Genomic DNA, 16252 nt, shown 5'->3' on the forward strand with positions numbered 1-16252 from the left:
CAAATAAAATGGCCGGAGCGAACCCCGGCCATTCCGATTCATCCGTATTGAAGCCTTACTGGCAAAGCTGCATCTGGCCGGCCTTGTTCTTGAACATCGTGCCTGGCTGACAGACAAATCCGTTCCGCGCCGCGTAATTCGGCGAGTAGGCGATCGCCACGCCGTCATAGTTGTAACCTGCGGCATATTCCGGCCCGCCATAGGCGTAGGTGTCACGATAGGCGTAGCCGTCACGATACGGTCCGCCGAACGGCGCGGTGGCGATGGCGCCTGCGGTATTCACAGCGCCCGTCGCAATCGCGCCCGCGGTGCCGATTGCGCCGCCGACCACATCGGCCGGCCAGAAGCCGCTGCTGCGATTGTCCCATCCGCGATTGTTCCAGTCACCGCGTCCGTTCCAGTTGGCGCGGTCGCCCCAGCCTTGGGAGGCGCTGCGCAGATAGGCCGCATCGCGATGACGATACATGCGCGAACTGGTCTTCATCCGCTTCATGTTGTGCTTGTAGCTTTTGACATGCGTCGTGGAGCGCGGCTCCATCGAATCCTTTGCAAATACCGGCGAGGCGGCAAGAGCGGTGACAGCCGCAGCGGCGGCGAAAAGGCTCACCTTTTTCATGTTGGCTCCTTTATGTGAGTTGGCGCCGCACCAACGTCTCATCCGGAGAGCAGTTCCGTGTTCCATCATGATTGATGTCACACGCGCGTGAAACGAAATCGCTGTGAGATGATGTGAGCTGCCACATATGTGGCATCGTCTTGGCACAGTCAGCGACGCCTTCTTGCACTCAACTCGGCATTAACGCGCAACCGCGTCCGCAACCGGCTTTCCGTTCATGCGCAGATGCATCGCGCAGGCGCAGCCCGGCGGATGTTTCGCCAGCGGCAGGTCCACCACATCCGGCTCGTCAGCGTCGGGCCGTGCGTCGCGCGAAGGAATGTAGTTGAGGATCGGCGCCAGCCAGCGCTCGATTTCCTCCGGGGTCATGCCCTTGCGCTCGGCATAGTCCTCAACCTGATCGCGCTCGATCTTGCCGACGCCGAAGTAGTAGCTTTCCGGATGGCTGAAATAGAGGCCCGAGACCGACGAGCCCGGCCACATCGCGAAACTCTCGGTCAGCGTCACGCCCGCGGTGCGCTCGGCATCGAGCAGCTTGAACAGCGTCGCCTTCTCGGTGTGATCGGGCTGCGCCGGATAGCCCGGCGCGGGGCGAATACCCTGATACTCTTCGCGGATCATCTCGTCCGAGGACAGATCTTCATCCGGCGCATAGCCCCAGAATTCCTTGCGCACGCGCTCGTGCATCCGCTCGGCGAAGGCTTCCGCCAGACGGTCCGCCAGCGCCTTCACGAGGATGGATGAATAGTCGTCGTTCGAGTTCTTGAAGCGGTCTGCGATCACGTCCTCTCCGATGCCCGCCGTCACCACAAACATGCCGATATAGTCCGGCACGCCGCTGGACACCGGCGCGATGAAGTCGGACAGCGCGGCGTTGTGACGGCCTTCGCGCTTTTCGAGTTGCTGGCGCAGCGTGTGCAGCGTGGTTATCGGCCTGGTGCGCGCTTCATCGCTGTAGAGCACGATGTCGTCGCCCTCGGCATTCGCGGGCCAGAAGCCGATGGTGGCGTTGGCCTTGAACCAGTTTTCTTCAATGATCCGGTCCAGCATCTTGCGCGCGTCGTCATAAAGCGCGCGCGCCGCTTCGCCGACCTTGGGATCGTCGAGGATGGCCGGGAAGCGTCCCGCCAGTTCCCATGTCTGGAAGAACGGCGTCCAGTCGATGTAATCGGCCAGTTCCTTCAGCGAATAATCGCTGAAGCTCTTGAGACCAATGAACGCGGGCTTTTTCGGCTGGGTCTTGCTCCAGTCGATTGTGTGCGCGTTGGCGCGCGCCGCCGCTAGCGACAGCCGGTTCTTGTTCTGCTGCGCCCTGAAATGCGCGGCTGAAATCTTCGCATAATCGGCGCGAACCTCGCGGGCATACTCCGCCTTCCTCTCGGGCGAGAGCAGCGAGGAGGCGACGCCGACGGCACGGCTGGCGTCGTTGACATGCACCACCGGGCCGCGCCGATAGGCCGGGTCGATCTTCACGGCGGTATGCACGCGGCTGGTGGTCGCGCCGCCGATCAGCAGCGGCAAATCGAGGCCCTGCCGCTCAAGCTCGGAGGCGAGGAACACCATCTCGTCCAGCGACGGCGTGATCAGGCCGGAGAGGCCGATGATGTCGGCGTTCTCGGCCTTCGCAGTCTCGATGATCTTGGAGGCAGGCACCATGACGCCGAGGTCGACCACCTCGAAGTTGTTGCACTGGAGCACAATGCCGACAATGTTCTTGCCGATGTCGTGGACATCGCCCTTCACCGTGGCGAGCACGATCTTGCCGGCGGAGTTGCGCCCGTCACCGGCAATGCCAGCGGCCTGATTGCGCGCTTTTTCCTCTTCCATGAATGGCATCAGATAGGCGACTGCCTGTTTCATCACGCGCGCGGACTTCACCACCTGCGGCAGGAACATCTTGCCGGCGCCGAACAGGTCGCCGACGATGTTCATGCCGTCCATCAGCGGACCTTCGATCACGTTGAGCGGGCGCTCGACGGTCAGGCGCGCAGCTTCGGTGTCGGCGTCGATATATTCGGTGATGCCGTTGACCAGCGCATGACTCAGGCGCTTTTCGACCGGCCATTCACGCCAAGCGAGATCCTGAACCTTTTCCTGCTTTTCCTGGCCGCGGAATTTTTCCGCAAGTTCAAGCAGCCGCTCGGACGCGCCGGGATCGCGGTTCAGAATTGTGTCTTCGCAGACCTGACGCAGTTCGGCGTCGATGTCGTCATAGATCACCATCTGCCCGGCGTTGACGATGCCCATGTCCATGCCCGCCTTGATGGCGTGATACAGGAACACCGAGTGCATCGCCTCGCGCACCGGTTCGTTGCCGCGGAACGAGAACGACAGGTTGGAGACGCCGCCGGAAATATGCGCATGGGGCAGGTTCTGGCGGATCCAGCGCGTGGCTTCGATGAAATCGACGCCGTAATTGTTATGCTCTTCAAGGCCAGTGGCGATGGCGAAGATGTTCGGATCGAAGATGATGTCCTGAGGCGGGAAGTCGAGCTTTTCGATCAGCAGGTCATAGGCGCGTTTGCAGATTTCGATTTTGCGCTCGAACGTATCGGCCTGTCCGACTTCGTCGAACGCCATGACCACCACAGCCGCGCCGTGACGGCGCGCGATGGCGGCTTCGTGCAGGAATTTTTCCTCGCCTTCCTTCATGGAAATCGAGTTGACGATAGGCTTACCCTGAACGCATTTCAGGCCGGCCTCGATCACGTCGAATTTCGACGAGTCAATCATCACCGGCACGCGGGCGATGTCCGGCTCGGAGGCGACAAGATTGAGATAGTCGATCATCGCCTGCTTGGAATCGAGCAGGCCCTCATCCATGTTGATGTCGATCACCTGCGCGCCGTTCTCGACCTGATCGCGGGCGACCTGCAGCGCGGCGGTGTAGTCGCCGTTCTTGATCAGCTTGCGGAAACGCGCCGAGCCGGTGACGTTGGTGCGCTCGCCGACGTTCACAAACGGAATGTCGGACGTCAGATTGAACGGCTCGAGGCCGGAGAGCCGCAGCAGCGGCGGAATTTCGGGAACGATGCGCGGCTCATGCGGCGCGCAGGCGTCCGCAATTGCCTTGATGTGCGCGGGCGTGGTGCCGCAGCAGCCGCCGACCACGTTGACCAGACCGGCCTGCGCGAATTCACCGACAAGGCGCGCCATATACTCTGGCGTCTCGTCATATTGGCCGAACTCGTTCGGCAAGCCCGCGTTTGGATAGGCGCACACAAGCGTGTCCGCGACACGGCCGATATCGGCGATATGCGCGCGCAGATCTTCCGCGCCGAGCGCGCAGTTAAAGCCGATGGTAATCGGATTGGCGTGCTGGACCGAATACCAGAACGCTTCCGGCAACTGGCCGGACAGCAGGCGGCCTGATTTGTCTGTGATGGTGCCCGACACCATGACCGGTACATGGATGCCGCGTGCCTCCGTGATCTCGGCAATGGCGTAAAGCGCCGCCTTGGCGTTCAGCGTATCGAAGATGGTTTCGACCAGCAGCAGATCCGCGCCGCCATCCAGCAGCCCGTTGATCTGTTCGCTATAGGAAATCCGCAGATCGTCGAACGTCACCGCGCGATAGCCGGGATTGGCGACGTCCGGCGAAATCGAAGCTGTGCGGTTGGTCGGGCCGAGCGCGCCGGCGACAAAGCGCGGCTTGCCGTCGTCGGCTTCCGCGCGCTTCGCTGCGTTGCGCGCAAGACGCGCGCCCTCGCGGTTCATCTCATAGGCGAGGTCCGACATGTCGTAGTCGGCCTGCGCGATGGAGGTGGAGGAGAAGGTGTTGGTCGCGACAATGTCGGCGCCCGCCTTCAGGTAGGCGTAGTGAATATCCTCGATGGCCTGCGCCTGCGTCAGGATCAGAAGATCGTTGTTGCCCTTGACGTCGCGATGAAAGTCGTTGAAGCGCTCGCCGCGAAACGCGGCTTCATCGAACTGCAGGCCCTGGATCATGGTGCCCATCGCGCCGTCGAGCACGAGGATTTTCTCGCGGGCAAGCGCGCGGAACTTTTCAGCGATGGGGGATATGGGGCGGGATGACATGAGCGGACTCGATATTACTCCCTCTCCCCGTCGGGGAGAGGGTTGGGGTGAGGGGGTACGGATGCGAATGGCGAAAGTGTTTGAAGAATTTCGCCGAGCACGCCTTCGATGTTGGTCAGAACGTGATTGTTCCAGAAGCGGAGAACGAGATAGCCCATCGCTTGCAGGATTTGCGTGCGCTCTGCGTCCTGAGTCGTTTGCACCGCATGCTGCCCACCATCGAGTTCGATAACTAGCTTTGCTTCGGCGCAGTAGAAATCGGCGATGAACTTGTCGATCTGTACCTGCCGTTTGAATTTCCAACCGTTCAGCCGCCGATCGCGGAGGCGCAGCCACAGGACGCGTTCGGCATCGGTTTGTTGCCGCCGCAGTCTTCGGGCAAGTGACGTGTTGTCGGTCATCGTTGTCTCGCGATGCTTCCGAACCCCCTCACCCCAACCCTCTCCCCCAAGGGGAGAGGGGGAAGAAACTGCGCAGCCTGACAACAAATCACGCCGCCTTCTGCGCGCCGGCCGGGCGAATGCCGAGCAGGTGGCTGATCGCGAACACGAGATCGGCGCGGTTCATTGTGTAGAAGTGGAAATTCTCGACGCCCTGCTTGGCCAGCTTCTGCACCTGACCGGCTGCGACGGTGGCAGCCACGAGGCGCCGCGTATCGGCGTCGTCATCGAGGCCCTCAAACTTGGCTTCCAGCCAGTCCGGAATGGTCGCGCCCGCACGGGTCGCGAAATTCTTCGCCAGCTTGAAGTTCTGCACCGGCAGGATGCCCGGCACGATGGGAATGGTGATGCCGGCCGCGCGCACGCGGTCGAGATAATGGTAGTAGAGATCGTTGTCGAAGAAGAACTGGGTGATGGCGCGCGTCGCGCCGGCATCGACCTTGGCCTTCAGCGCGTCGATATCGGCATCGAGGCTGGCGCTCTCCGGATGTTTTTCCGGATAGGCCGACACGCTGACTTCCATGTCGGGATGATTGCGCTTGATCGCGGCGACGAGATCGGACGACTGCTGATAGCCGTCGGGGTGCGCGGTATACTGCGTGCCGATGCCGCTGGTCGGATCGCCGCGCAGCGCGACGATGTGACGGACGCCGACATCGTGATAGCGCGCCACCACGTCATCAATGTCGGCCTTCGACGCGGCGACACAGGTGAGGTGCGCGGCTGGCGTCAGCTTGGTCTCGGCGAGAATGCGCGCGATGGTCGCGTGCGTGCGCTCGCGGGTCGATCCGCCCGCGCCATAGGTCACCGAGACGAAGTTAGGTGTCAGCGGCGCCAGCCGGTTGATGACCTCCCACAAGCCACGCTCCATGTCCTCGGTCTTCGGCGGAAAGAACTCGAACGAAATCGCCGGACGCTTGTGTCCGTGTGGTTCGGCAGGGGCGGCTGTGTCGCTCGTCACGCTTCGTGGCTCCAAATTTTTGTGGCGATGCGCGGGGCAGACCGGTTTGCCGCTTCGCGCCATGGTGCGCCTTCATTCGGCCTTATGGGCCGGACTTCGTCACCGTTTCGCCGTTCCGGACAAAATAAGCGAAAACGGGGACATCCGACAGCCCAACCTGTGCAAAATGGGGATGGGAAATTGCCCAATACAGCCAATTGATTTGGCTGCAGGGGGATGGAAGCATGGCGTTTCTGGCCCTAGTTTGCTCAAAAATTGTTGAAAATGGCGGTATTTCTTCGATTTTAGAGTGATTTTCCGCATTTTACGGTGGGCATAAACTGCCAATCACATTTACTATCTTGACTGTTTGCCCACACCAATCTGGCCATGCCTGGCTGAGGTGACATGCGCGCCAGCGGTTTGACCGCTGCCGGAGAGCCACTAGCTTGGCTGTCATGACCCCGCTTTCCGTTCTCGACCTTTCGGTCGTCACCACCGGCACCCCGCCTTCGCAATCGCTGCGCAACAGCATCGACCTCGCGCAACATGCCGACCGGCTTGGCTACACGCGCTACTGGCTGGCCGAGCATCACAGCCTCGCCTCGGTCGCATCGCCTGCGCCGGAAATCATGATCGGGCAGATCGCAGCGGCAACGCAGCGGATCCGCGTCGGCTCCGGCGGCGTGATGCTGCCGAACCATGCGCCGATCATGGTGGCCGAGCGGTTCAAGATGCTGGAAGCGCTGTTTCCCGGCCGCATCGATCTTGGCATCGGCCGCGCCCCTGGCACCGACCAGACCACGATGCACGCGCTGCGCCAGCGATTCGATCAGCGCGGCGGCGACGATTTCATCGAGCGGCTGATCGAACTGACCCTGTGGGAGACGCGCAACTTTCCCGAAGGTCATCCTTACAACAACGTCTTTGCGATGCCGGACGATGCGCCGCTGCCGCCGATCTGGCTGCTCGGGTCGAGCGACTACAGCGCGCAGCTTGCCGCCCAGGTCGGCATGGGTTTCGCGTTCGCGCATCACTTCGCCTCGCATGACGCCGCCGATTCGATGATTCACTATCGTGCGCATTTCAAGCCGTCACGCTGGCGCGAGACGCCTTACGCCATTCTGGCGATTGCGGTGATCATGGCCGAGACCGATGAGGAAGCGAACAGGATTGCGATGTCCGCCGATCTAAATCGTCTTCTGCGCGATCGTGGACAATATCGCCCGTTGCCGAGCATCGAGGAGGCGCAGACCTATCCGTATTCCGATGCGGATCGCGCCAGCATTGCGCGCAACCGCTCCCGGCTGTTCGTCGGCTCACCGCAAACGGTAATGGACAAGATCGCGCCGCTGATCGAGACCTGCAAGGCGGATGAGGTGATGGTGATCACGGCGACCTACGATCATGAGGCCCGCAAGCGTTCTTACACCTTGCTGGCCGATGCGTTCGGCCTCGGCAAGCAGGCGGCGGCGTAAGAGTCTCTTTATAAAAGCGCTGAACTTGAAGTTTGTCATTGCCGGGACAAGCCCGGCCATGACGAAAGGCTTGGGATCGTTCTACTCCGCCGCCTTTTCCGTAAACGCCACGCGGAACGGATGCGCCGGATAGACGCCGACAATGCGCAATTCCTTCGAGAAGAACTTCAGTTCTTCCAGCGCAAAGGCGAGATTGCGGTCGTCGGGATGGCCGTCGACATCGGCATAGAACTGCGTGGCGAAGAAGTTGCCTTCCACCATGTAGCTTTCCAGCTTGGTCATATTGACGCCGTTGGTGGCGAAGCCGCCGAGCGCCTTGTAGAGCGCGGCAGGGAGGTTGCGGACGCGGAAGACGAATGTCGTCACGAGCGCGCCCGAACCCTGTTCGGCCCAGAGCTGTTCGCGCGCTAAAATCACGAAGCGCGTGGTATTGTGAGCTTCATCCTCGATGTCTTCGGCGAGAATGTCGAGGCCGTAAATGTCCGCCGCGAGGCGCGAGGCGATGGCGGCGCAATGCTTGTCGCCGCGTTCTGCAATCAGGCGCGCGGCGCCTGCGGTGTCGCCGGCGACGATCGCCTTGATGCCGAGCTTGCGGATGATGTTGCGGCACTGGCCGATGGCGTGGACATGACTCTCCACCGTCTTGATATCGCCGAGCCTGGCGCCGCGCGGTCCCATCAACTGATGGCGGATCGGCAGAAACCATTCCCCGACAATGAAGAGGCCCGACTGCGGCAACAGGTGGTGGATGTCGGCGACGCGCCCGGCCAGCGAGTTCTCGATCGGGATCATGCCGAGCGCCGCTTCGCCGGACGAGATCGCCGCCAGCGCGTCCTCGAAGGTGGCGCAGGGCAGCGGGATCGCGTCAGGGAACGCTTCCTGGATCGCGATGTGCGAGTTGGCGCCGGGTTCGCCCTGGAAGGCGATTTTCATCGGTTGGGTCATCGTAACATCCGCCGTGCGGTCTCAAGGTCATGAGGCGTATCGACGCCCAGCGGCACCGTGTCAACCACGGTCACGTCGATCCGCATGCCGGCTTCCAGCGCGCGCAACTGTTCGAGCTTTTCGCGGAGCTCCAGCGGCGAGGGCGGCAAGGCCACGAACCGCGCCAGCGCGCTGCGCCGATAGGCATAGAGGCCGATATGATGATAGCGCGGGCCGTCACCGTAAGGCGCGGTTGCGCGGGTGAAATACAGCGCCCGCAGCCGGGTGACGCCGAGCGGCGATCCGACCACTTTCACCACATTGGGATTGGTCTGTTCCTCGTCCTTCGTGATGACGGCGGCGAGGGTGGCGATGTCGACCTGCGGATCGTCGAAGGGCGATAGCACGGCCCGGACCGCATCCGGGTCGATGGTGGGCAGATCGCCCTGCACATTGATGATGGTGTCGATCTCGCCAGCGCCGTCGAGGGTCTGAAGCGCCTCGAAAATCCGGTCGGAGCCGGACGGATGGTCGGCGCGGGTCATGACCGCTTCGCCGCCATGGCTGGTCACGGCAGCCGCGATGTCCGCCGAGTCGGTGGCCACCACCACCCGTCCGATTCGGGCTGCTTCCGCCCGGCGAACGACCTGGACGATCATCGGCAGACCGCCGATGTCCAGCAGCGGCTTGCCCGGCAGGCGCGTTGCGGCCATGCGGGCGGGAATCAGCACCAGAGCGCGGGTTTTTGTCATCGGAAGCAGGCGGCTCGGACAGCCAGATTTGTGAGGAAATAACGGGCGTTTTCAAAGGGTCGCGCGTTTATACGGGTTGCCAGAAGGCAGGCAAACCGTTATCTCGATCCCGCTGCCAGTATTGCGCCGCACGACGGCTGCCGGTAGTAAATTTCATGGCCATTTCCCGGCCGCAGACATCGACCCAACGGCCCCGGAGCCTGATCCAAAATGGACTCCTTCGAACTCAACAAGATCATGGGCGCAGTGCTTGGCACCTGCCTCGTTCTGCTGGCGACCAACATGGCCGCAAACGCGATTTTCTCGCCGAAGAAGCTGGAAAAGCCCGGCTTCGAGATCGCAGTGAAGGAAGCCGAAGGCACCGGTGGAGCGGCCGCAGCTGCCGCGCCGGCCGAGCCGATCGAAAAGCTGCTCCAGACCGCCTCGGTCGAAAAGGGCGCTGCTGCTTCCAAGAAGTGCGCCGCCTGTCACACCTTCGAGAAGAACGGCCCGAACAAGGTGGGTCCAAACCTCTATGGCGTGATCGAGGACGAGATCGGCCACGGCCGTAACGGCTTCAACTTCTCCGCCGCAATGAAGGGCAAGGGCGGCAAGTGGACCTATGAGGCCATCAACAAGTTCATCACCAGCCCGAAGGGCTTCATTCCCGGCACCGCGATGGGCTTCGCCGGTATCAGCAAGGACAGCGAGCGCGCCGACCTGATTGCCTACCTGCGTACGCTGGCAGACACCCCGGTGCCACTGCCGACCGCGAGCAAGTGAGCTGGCGGCCAGCGATCCGGTTGTGATGACCGAAATTTAATCCCGAAAACGGCCAGGCTTGCCTGGCCGTTTTGCGTTGCAATTGCTGTTCTTTTCGCGCCGGACATTTCGCCGCAAAGAAGCTGCGGCAACAGGCTGGCGTCATATCCAAAAACCGACATAATCGGCCAAGACGTTGCAAGGGCAGTCCTTTTCGCCCAGCCATAGGAACATTCGATTTGAGCATTTCCCGGCGCGGCCTTCTTCAAAGCGGTGCGTTTGTCGCCACGGTTCCGATGCTGAAGGCGACAGGGCTGGATGTCATTGCGTCCGCAGGCGCGCAGACACAAGCACCGGAATGGAAGCACGCGCTGTCGCTGTTCGGCGATATCAAATATCCCGCCGGCTTCAAGCATTTCGACTACGTCAATCCGGATGCGCCGAAGGGCGGCACCGCGCGGCAGATTTCCATCGGCACCTTCGACAACTTCAATTTCGCGGTTGCAGGCGTGAAGGGCAGCATCGCCCCGGCTGTCATGCTGATCTACGAACCCCTGATGACACAGTCGCTCGATGAGGCCAGCACCAAATACGGCCTGCTGGCCGAAGCGGCGATGCATCCCGATGATTTTTCGTGGGTCACCTATCGCCTGCGCAAGGAAGCACGCTGGCACGACGGCAAGCCGGTGACGCCGGAAGACGTGCTGTTCTCGCTGGAGGTGCTGAAGAAATACAGCCCGATGTATTCGTCCTACTACAAGCATGTGGTGAAGGCGGAAAAGACAGGTTCGCACGAGATCAAGTTCACCTTCGACGCGCCGGGCAATCGCGAACTACCGAGCATCGTGGGCGAACTCATCGTCCTGCCGAAGCACTGGTGGGAGGGCACCGACAGCGAAGGCCGCAAGCGTGACATCGGCGCGACCACGCTGGAGAAGCCGCTGGGCTCGGGGCCGTATGCGGTGAAGGATTTCGTCGCCGGCCGCTCCGTGACCATGGAGCGGGTGAAGAATTACTGGGGCGCGAACACGCCGGTACGTATCGGCCAGCAGAATTTCGACGAGATGCGGTTCGAGTTTTTCCGCGACACCACGGTGTCGCTCGAAGCGTTCAAGGCCGATCAGGCGGACTGGACTGTCGAGTCGTCGGCCAAGAGCTGGGCCACTGCCTACGACTTTCCCGCGGTGAAGGAAAAGCGTGTGGTGCTGGAGGAATTCCCGATCAACGACTCCGGCCGCATGCAGGGCTTCGCCTTCAACATCCGTCGCGAGTTGTTCGCCGACAAGCGCGTGCGCCGCGCGTTCAACTACGCGTTCGACTTCGAGGAGATGAACAAGCAACTTTTTTACGGCAAGTACAAGCGCATCAACAGCTACTTCGAGGGCACCGAACTCGCCAGCTCCGGCGTGCCGGTGCAGAGGGAATTCGAGATCCTGAAAGAAGTCTACGGCGACATCCCGCCGGAGGTAATCGCCAAGCCCTATGAGAATCCGGTCGGTGGCGATCCGGAGAAGGTGCGCGACAACCTTCGCAATGCGACGCGGCTTCTGCGCGAAGCGGGCTATGAAGTGCGCGAGGGCAAGCTGGTCAGGAAGGACGGCTCGCCGGTCGTAGTCGAATTCCTGCTCGACAATCCCTCGTTCGAGCGCATCGTGCTGTTCTACAAGCCGTCGCTGGAGCGGCTCGGCATCACTGTGAACGTGCGCACTGTGGACGATGCGCAGTATCAGAACCGGGTGCGCAATTTCGATTACGACATCATCTCGGATGTCTGGGGCCAGTCGCTCTCGCCCGGCAACGAGCAGCGCGATTTCTGGGGCTCGCAGGCGGCGGACATTCCCGGCTCGCGCAACACTATCGGCATCAAGAATCCGGTGATCGACAAGCTGATCGACAAGATCATCTATGCGGCCGATCGCGAGACGCTGGTCGCCGCGACCAAGGCGCTCGATCGCGTGCTGCTCTGGCACTATTACGTCGTGCCGCAGTTCACCTATGGCTTCATGCGTTACGCCCGGTGGGATCGCTTCAGCCACGCGCCGCTTCCGAAATACGGCCGTTCCGGTCTGCCATCGCTCTGGTGGTACGACAAGGAGAAGGCTGACAAGATCGGCAGGCGTTCTTGACCGGGCTCTCGCGGCGGCGCGTTCTCGTGCTTGGCGGCAGCGCCATGGCTGCGGCGTGGACGTCGCGCGGCGTCATGGCTCAATCGTCCGTCGACGGAGCGCCCGAATCCCACGGCATGTCGGCGTTCGGCGATCTGAAATATCCAGCCGACTTCAAGAATTTCGATTACGTCAATGTCAGCGCGCCGAAAGGCGGGGTGTTCTCCACCGTGCCCTCGCTGCGGTCCTACAACACCTCGTTCCAGACCTTCAATTCGCTGAACAGCTTCATTCTGAAGGGGGACGGCGCGTTCGGCATGGATCAGACGTTCGCGTCGCTGATGGTGCGTGCGGGCGATGAGCCGGATGCGATGTATGGCCTGGTCGCACGTTCGGTCCGGATATCGCCGGACAAGCTGACCTATCGCTTCACGCTGCGGCCGGAAGCAAAGTTTCACGACGGTACGAAGATCACCGCGAAGGATGTGGCGTTTTCGCTGTCCGTGCTCAAGGAAAAGGGCCATCCGATTATCCAGCAGCAGTTGCGTGACATGCTGAAGGCGGAAGCCGGCGACGACGCGGCGGTGACAGTGACCTTCGCGCCCAAGCGGGGCCGCGACGTGCCGCTCTATGTCGCCGGGCTGCCGATCTTTTCCAAAGCCTATTACGACAAGAAGCCATTCGAGGAATCGACTCTCGACATCCCGCTCGGCTCCGGGCCTTACAAGGTCGGCCGCTTCGAGGCCGGACGCTATATCGAATACGAGCGCGTCAAGGACTGGTGGGCGAAAGACCTGCCGGTGTCGCGCGGTGCCTTCAACTTCGACATCGTGCGCTACGAATTCTATCGTGACCGCGATGTGGCGTTCGAGGGTTTCACCGGCCGCAACTATCTCTACCGCGAGGAATTCACCGCGCGCATCTGGAATACGCGCTATGATTTTCCCGCGATCAAGGATGGCCGCGTCAAACAGGAGAAGCTGCCGGACGAGACGCCATCCGGCGCACAAGGCTGGTTTCTCAATATGCGCCGTGCGCAGTTCAAGGATCCGCGCGTGCGCGAGGCCTTGATCAACGCCTTCGATTTCGAGTGGACCAACAAGACCATCATGTACGGCGCCTATGCGCGCACCGTTTCGCCGTTCCAGAATTCCGACCTGATGGCCGAAGGCCCGCCGCCACCGGAAGAATTGAAGCTGCTGGAGCCGTTCCGCGGGCAGGTGCCGGATGAAGTGTTCGGCGCGCCGTTTGTGCCGCCGGTCACCGACGGATCGGGGCAGGACCGCGCGCTGCTGCGCAAGGCCTCGCAGTTACTGCTGGATGCGGGTTATCCGATCAAGGACGGCAAGCGGCGGCTGCCGAACGGCGAGGTCTTCCGCATCGAGTTCCTGCTGGACGAGCCTGCCTTCCAGGCGCATCACGCGCCCTACATCAAGAATCTCGGCGTGCTCGGGATCGAGGCCAGCGTGCGGCTGGTCGATCCGGTGCAGTTCCGCGCCCGTGTCGACGATTTCGATTTCGACACCGCGATCCAGCGCTTCAGCATGTCATCGACGCCGGGGGACGCGATGCGGACGTTCTTCTCGTCGCAGGTCGCGGATGTGAAAGGTTCGCAAAATCTGTCCGGCATCAAGAGCCCTGCCATAGACGCGCTGATCGAGCGGATCATCGCCGCGGAAAACCGCGATGAATTGCGTATCGCCTGCCGGGCGTTCGATCGTGTGTTCCGCGCGGGGCGCTATTGGGTGCCGCAATGGTATTCCGCCAGCCATCGCATTGCCTACTGGGATGTGTTCGGGCATCCGGCGAACATTCCGCGTTACGCCAGCGGCGTGGGTACGCCGGATCTGTGGTGGAGCGACGAGGTGAAAGCTAGGAAGCCGGAGCAGGCCGGGCATGGTGCAACGAAACCCGGGCAGGCGAAATAATCCATGACCGCGTATATCGCACGCCGCATCCTGCTGATGATTCCCACATTGCTGGGCATCCTGTTCGTGTCTTTCGTCGTGGTGCAGTTCGCGCCGGGCGGGCCCGTGGAGCGGGTGATCGCGCAATTGTCCGGCTCCGACACCGGCGCAAGCTCGCGCATTTCCGGCTCATCTGGCGGCGATTTCGCCTCGCGGCCGCAGGCGGGGGCATCTGCCGACGCCGTGTCTTCGAAGTATCGCGGCGCGCAGGGCCTCGATCCCGATTTCGTCAAGAGCCTTGAAAAGCAGTTCGGGTTCGACAAGCCCGCGCCGGAACGCTTCGCGCTGATGGTCTGGAATTTCGCGCGGTTCGATTTCGGCAAGAGCTATTTTCGCGATGTCAGCGTGATTCAGCTCATCAAGGAAAAGCTGCCGGTGTCGATGTCGCTCGGCATCTGGATGACGCTCTTGACCTATCTGATCTCGATTCCGCTCGGCATCCGCAAGGCGGTGCGTGACGGATCGAAGTTCGACACCTGGACATCGGGCATCATCATCATCGGGTTCGCAATTCCCGGCTTTCTGTTTGCGATCCTCCTCATCATCCTGTTCGCGGGCGGATCGTTCTTCGACATTTTCCCGCTGCGAGGCCTGACCTCGGACGGCTGGTCGCAGATGCCGTGGTATCAGAAGATCACCGATTACTTCTGGCATATCACCCTGCCGCTGGTCTCGATGGCGCTCGGTGCCTTCGCCACCATGACGCTGCTGACCAAGAACTCGTTCCTCGATGAAATCCGCAAGCAATATGTCATGACCGCCCGCGCCAAGGGGTGCAGCGAACCGCAGGTGCTTTACGGGCATATCTTTCGCAACGCCATGCTGATCGTGATTGCCGGTTTTCCGAGCGCGTTCATTCACGCCTTCTTTTCCGGTTCGCTCCTGATCGAAACCATTTTCTCGCTCGACGGTCTCGGTCTTCTTGGCTTTGAAAGCGTGCTCAACCGCGATTATCCGGTGGTGTTCGGCACGCTGTTCATCTTCTCGCTGGTCGGTCTTGTGGTGAACCTGATCTCGGATCTCGCCTATATGTGGATTGATCCGCGCATCGACTTTGAGGCGCGCGAGGTATGACTGCCGTGCCCGCCTCATCCGTTGAAGAAACAGTCCAGTCCCCGATCGGAGAGGCCGTGCCGCCTTCGCGTCACCCGCTCGGTGTCTCGCCGCTCAATCAGCGCCGCTGGCGCAATTTCAAGTCCAACCGGCGGGGCTACTGGTCGTTCTGGATTTTCGGCCTGCTGTTTTTCATTTCGCTGTTCGCCGAATTGATCGCCAACGACCGCCCGTTCCTGATCAAGTTCGACGGCAAGCTGTATTTCCCGGCCTTCGTGACCTATCCGGAAACCGCGTTCGGCGGCGACTTCGAGACAGCGGCGGACTACCGCGATCCCTATCTGCAGAAGCTGATCAAGGAGAAGAACGGGACGGTGCTCTGGCCGCTGATCCGTTATTCCTACGGCACGCACAATCTCGATCTGCCGACACCGGCGCCGTCGCCGCCGACATGGATGCTGACGGAGGCGCAGTGCAAGGCCGTCGTGGAGAAGAAAGGTCTGCGCGGCTGCCGCGACCTTGAATACAACTGGCTCGGCACCGACGATCAGGGCCGCGACGTGGTCGCGCGCCTGATCTATGGCTTCCGCATTTCCGTGCTGTTCGGGCTAGCGCTGACGATCGTGTCGTCGGTGATCGGCATCGCGGCCGGCGGAATCCAGGGCTATTTCGGCGGCTGGGTCGATCTTTTGTTCCAGCGCTTCATCGAGGTGTGGACCGCGATTCCCTCGCTCTATCTGCTGCTGATCCTGTCGTCGGTGCTGGTGCCCGGATTCTTCGTGCTGCTCGGCATCCTGCTATTGTTCTCGTGGGTGTCGCTGGTCGGCCTTGTCCGCGCGGAATTCCTGCGCGGGCGTAATTTTGAATACATTCAAGCGGCGCGTGCGCTCGGCGTCTCGAATGCCACCATCATGTTCCGGCATCTGCTGCCGAATGCGATGGTGGCGACCATGACGTTCCTGCCGTTCATCGTCTCGTCTTCGGTGATGACGTTGACGGCGCTGGATTTCCTCGGCTTCGGCCTGCCGCCGGGCTCGCCTTCGCTGGGCGAGTTGCTGTCGCAGGGCAAGGCCAATGTGCAGGCGCCGTGGCTCGGTTTCACCGGCTTCTTCGCGGTGGCGATCATGCTGTCGCTCCTGATTTTTATCGGCGAGGGCGTGCGCGATGCCTTCGATCCGCGCAAGACGTTCAGGTAAGA

Annotated in this window: 12 protein-coding genes; 6 read left to right on the top strand and 6 right to left on the bottom strand. The window is 61.6% G+C overall.

Going from position 1 to position 16252, the window contains the following annotated elements; genetic code table 11:
• Positions 1–55: 55 nt before the first annotated feature.
• From HMPREF9696_RS17640 to metF, 4 genes are all read right to left on the bottom strand, one after another.
• Entirely contained in the window at positions 56–616 is a 561-nt protein-coding gene (locus HMPREF9696_RS17640) for a hypothetical protein (RefSeq protein ID WP_002714402.1), read from the bottom strand.
• Between the two features lie 180 nt (positions 617–796).
• The gene (gene metH, locus HMPREF9696_RS17645; RefSeq protein WP_002714403.1) at positions 797–4654 is read right to left on the bottom strand and encodes a methionine synthase; all 3858 of its coding nucleotides are present in this window, start codon (positions 4652–4654) and stop codon (positions 797–799) included.
• Between the two features lie 14 nt (positions 4655–4668).
• Positions 4669–5055 carry an endonuclease domain-containing protein gene (locus tag HMPREF9696_RS17650; protein ID WP_002714404.1) on the bottom strand — a complete coding sequence of 129 codons (387 nt, stop codon included), beginning with the start codon at positions 5053–5055 and terminating at the stop codon, positions 4669–4671.
• Between the two features lie 88 nt (positions 5056–5143).
• A complete protein-coding gene (gene metF, locus HMPREF9696_RS17655; protein ID WP_002714405.1) occupies positions 5144–6055 on the bottom strand; it encodes a methylenetetrahydrofolate reductase [NAD(P)H] in 912 nt (303 codons plus the stop codon).
• Positions 6056–6492: 437 nt separating this feature from the next.
• Here metF and HMPREF9696_RS17660 point away from each other — a divergent pair, with 437 nt between their 5' ends.
• Positions 6493–7512 carry an LLM class flavin-dependent oxidoreductase gene (locus HMPREF9696_RS17660; RefSeq protein WP_040301578.1) on the top strand — a complete coding sequence of 340 codons (1020 nt, stop codon included), beginning with the start codon at positions 6493–6495 and terminating at the stop codon, positions 7510–7512.
• Between the two features lie 81 nt (positions 7513–7593).
• Here HMPREF9696_RS17660 and HMPREF9696_RS17665 read toward each other — a convergent pair whose 3' ends face one another.
• Both HMPREF9696_RS17665 and HMPREF9696_RS17670 read right to left on the bottom strand, forming a co-directional pair.
• Complete coding sequence (locus tag HMPREF9696_RS17665; protein ID WP_002714408.1) at positions 7594–8457, bottom strand: prephenate dehydratase; 864 nt, start codon at positions 8455–8457, stop codon at positions 7594–7596.
• A complete protein-coding gene (locus tag HMPREF9696_RS17670) occupies positions 8454–9188 on the bottom strand; it encodes a 3-deoxy-manno-octulosonate cytidylyltransferase (protein WP_002714409.1) in 735 nt (244 codons plus the stop codon). Before HMPREF9696_RS17670 ends, HMPREF9696_RS17665 begins: the two co-directional genes overlap by 4 nt.
• A 210-nt stretch (positions 9189–9398) precedes the next feature.
• On the opposite strand from HMPREF9696_RS17670, the gene HMPREF9696_RS17675 reads away from it, so the two are divergent.
• The 5 genes from HMPREF9696_RS17675 (at position 9399) to HMPREF9696_RS17695 (ending at position 16250) form a co-directional block, all read left to right on the top strand.
• Positions 9399–9950, top strand: coding sequence for a c-type cytochrome (locus tag HMPREF9696_RS17675; protein WP_002714410.1), 552 nt, complete (start codon positions 9399–9401; stop codon positions 9948–9950).
• Positions 9951–10168: 218 nt separating this feature from the next.
• Entirely contained in the window at positions 10169–12055 is a 1887-nt protein-coding gene (locus HMPREF9696_RS17680; RefSeq protein WP_002714411.1) for an extracellular solute-binding protein, read from the top strand.
• Entirely contained in the window at positions 12052–13962 is a 1911-nt protein-coding gene (locus HMPREF9696_RS17685) for an extracellular solute-binding protein (RefSeq protein WP_002714412.1), read from the top strand. Before HMPREF9696_RS17680 ends, HMPREF9696_RS17685 begins: the two co-directional genes overlap by 4 nt.
• Positions 13963–13965: 3 nt before the next feature.
• Positions 13966–15075, top strand: coding sequence for a microcin C ABC transporter permease YejB (locus tag HMPREF9696_RS17690; RefSeq protein ID WP_002714413.1), 1110 nt, complete (start codon positions 13966–13968; stop codon positions 15073–15075).
• Positions 15072–16250 carry an ABC transporter permease gene (locus HMPREF9696_RS17695; RefSeq protein ID WP_002714414.1) on the top strand — a complete coding sequence of 393 codons (1179 nt, stop codon included), beginning with the start codon at positions 15072–15074 and terminating at the stop codon, positions 16248–16250. The genes HMPREF9696_RS17690 and HMPREF9696_RS17695 overlap by 4 nt, the downstream gene beginning before the upstream one ends.
• Positions 16251–16252: the final 2 nt, after the last annotated feature.

The sequence above is a fragment of the Afipia clevelandensis ATCC 49720 genome, assembly GCF_000336555.1.
Classification (GTDB): Bacteria; Pseudomonadota; Alphaproteobacteria; order Rhizobiales; family Xanthobacteraceae; genus Afipia; species Afipia clevelandensis.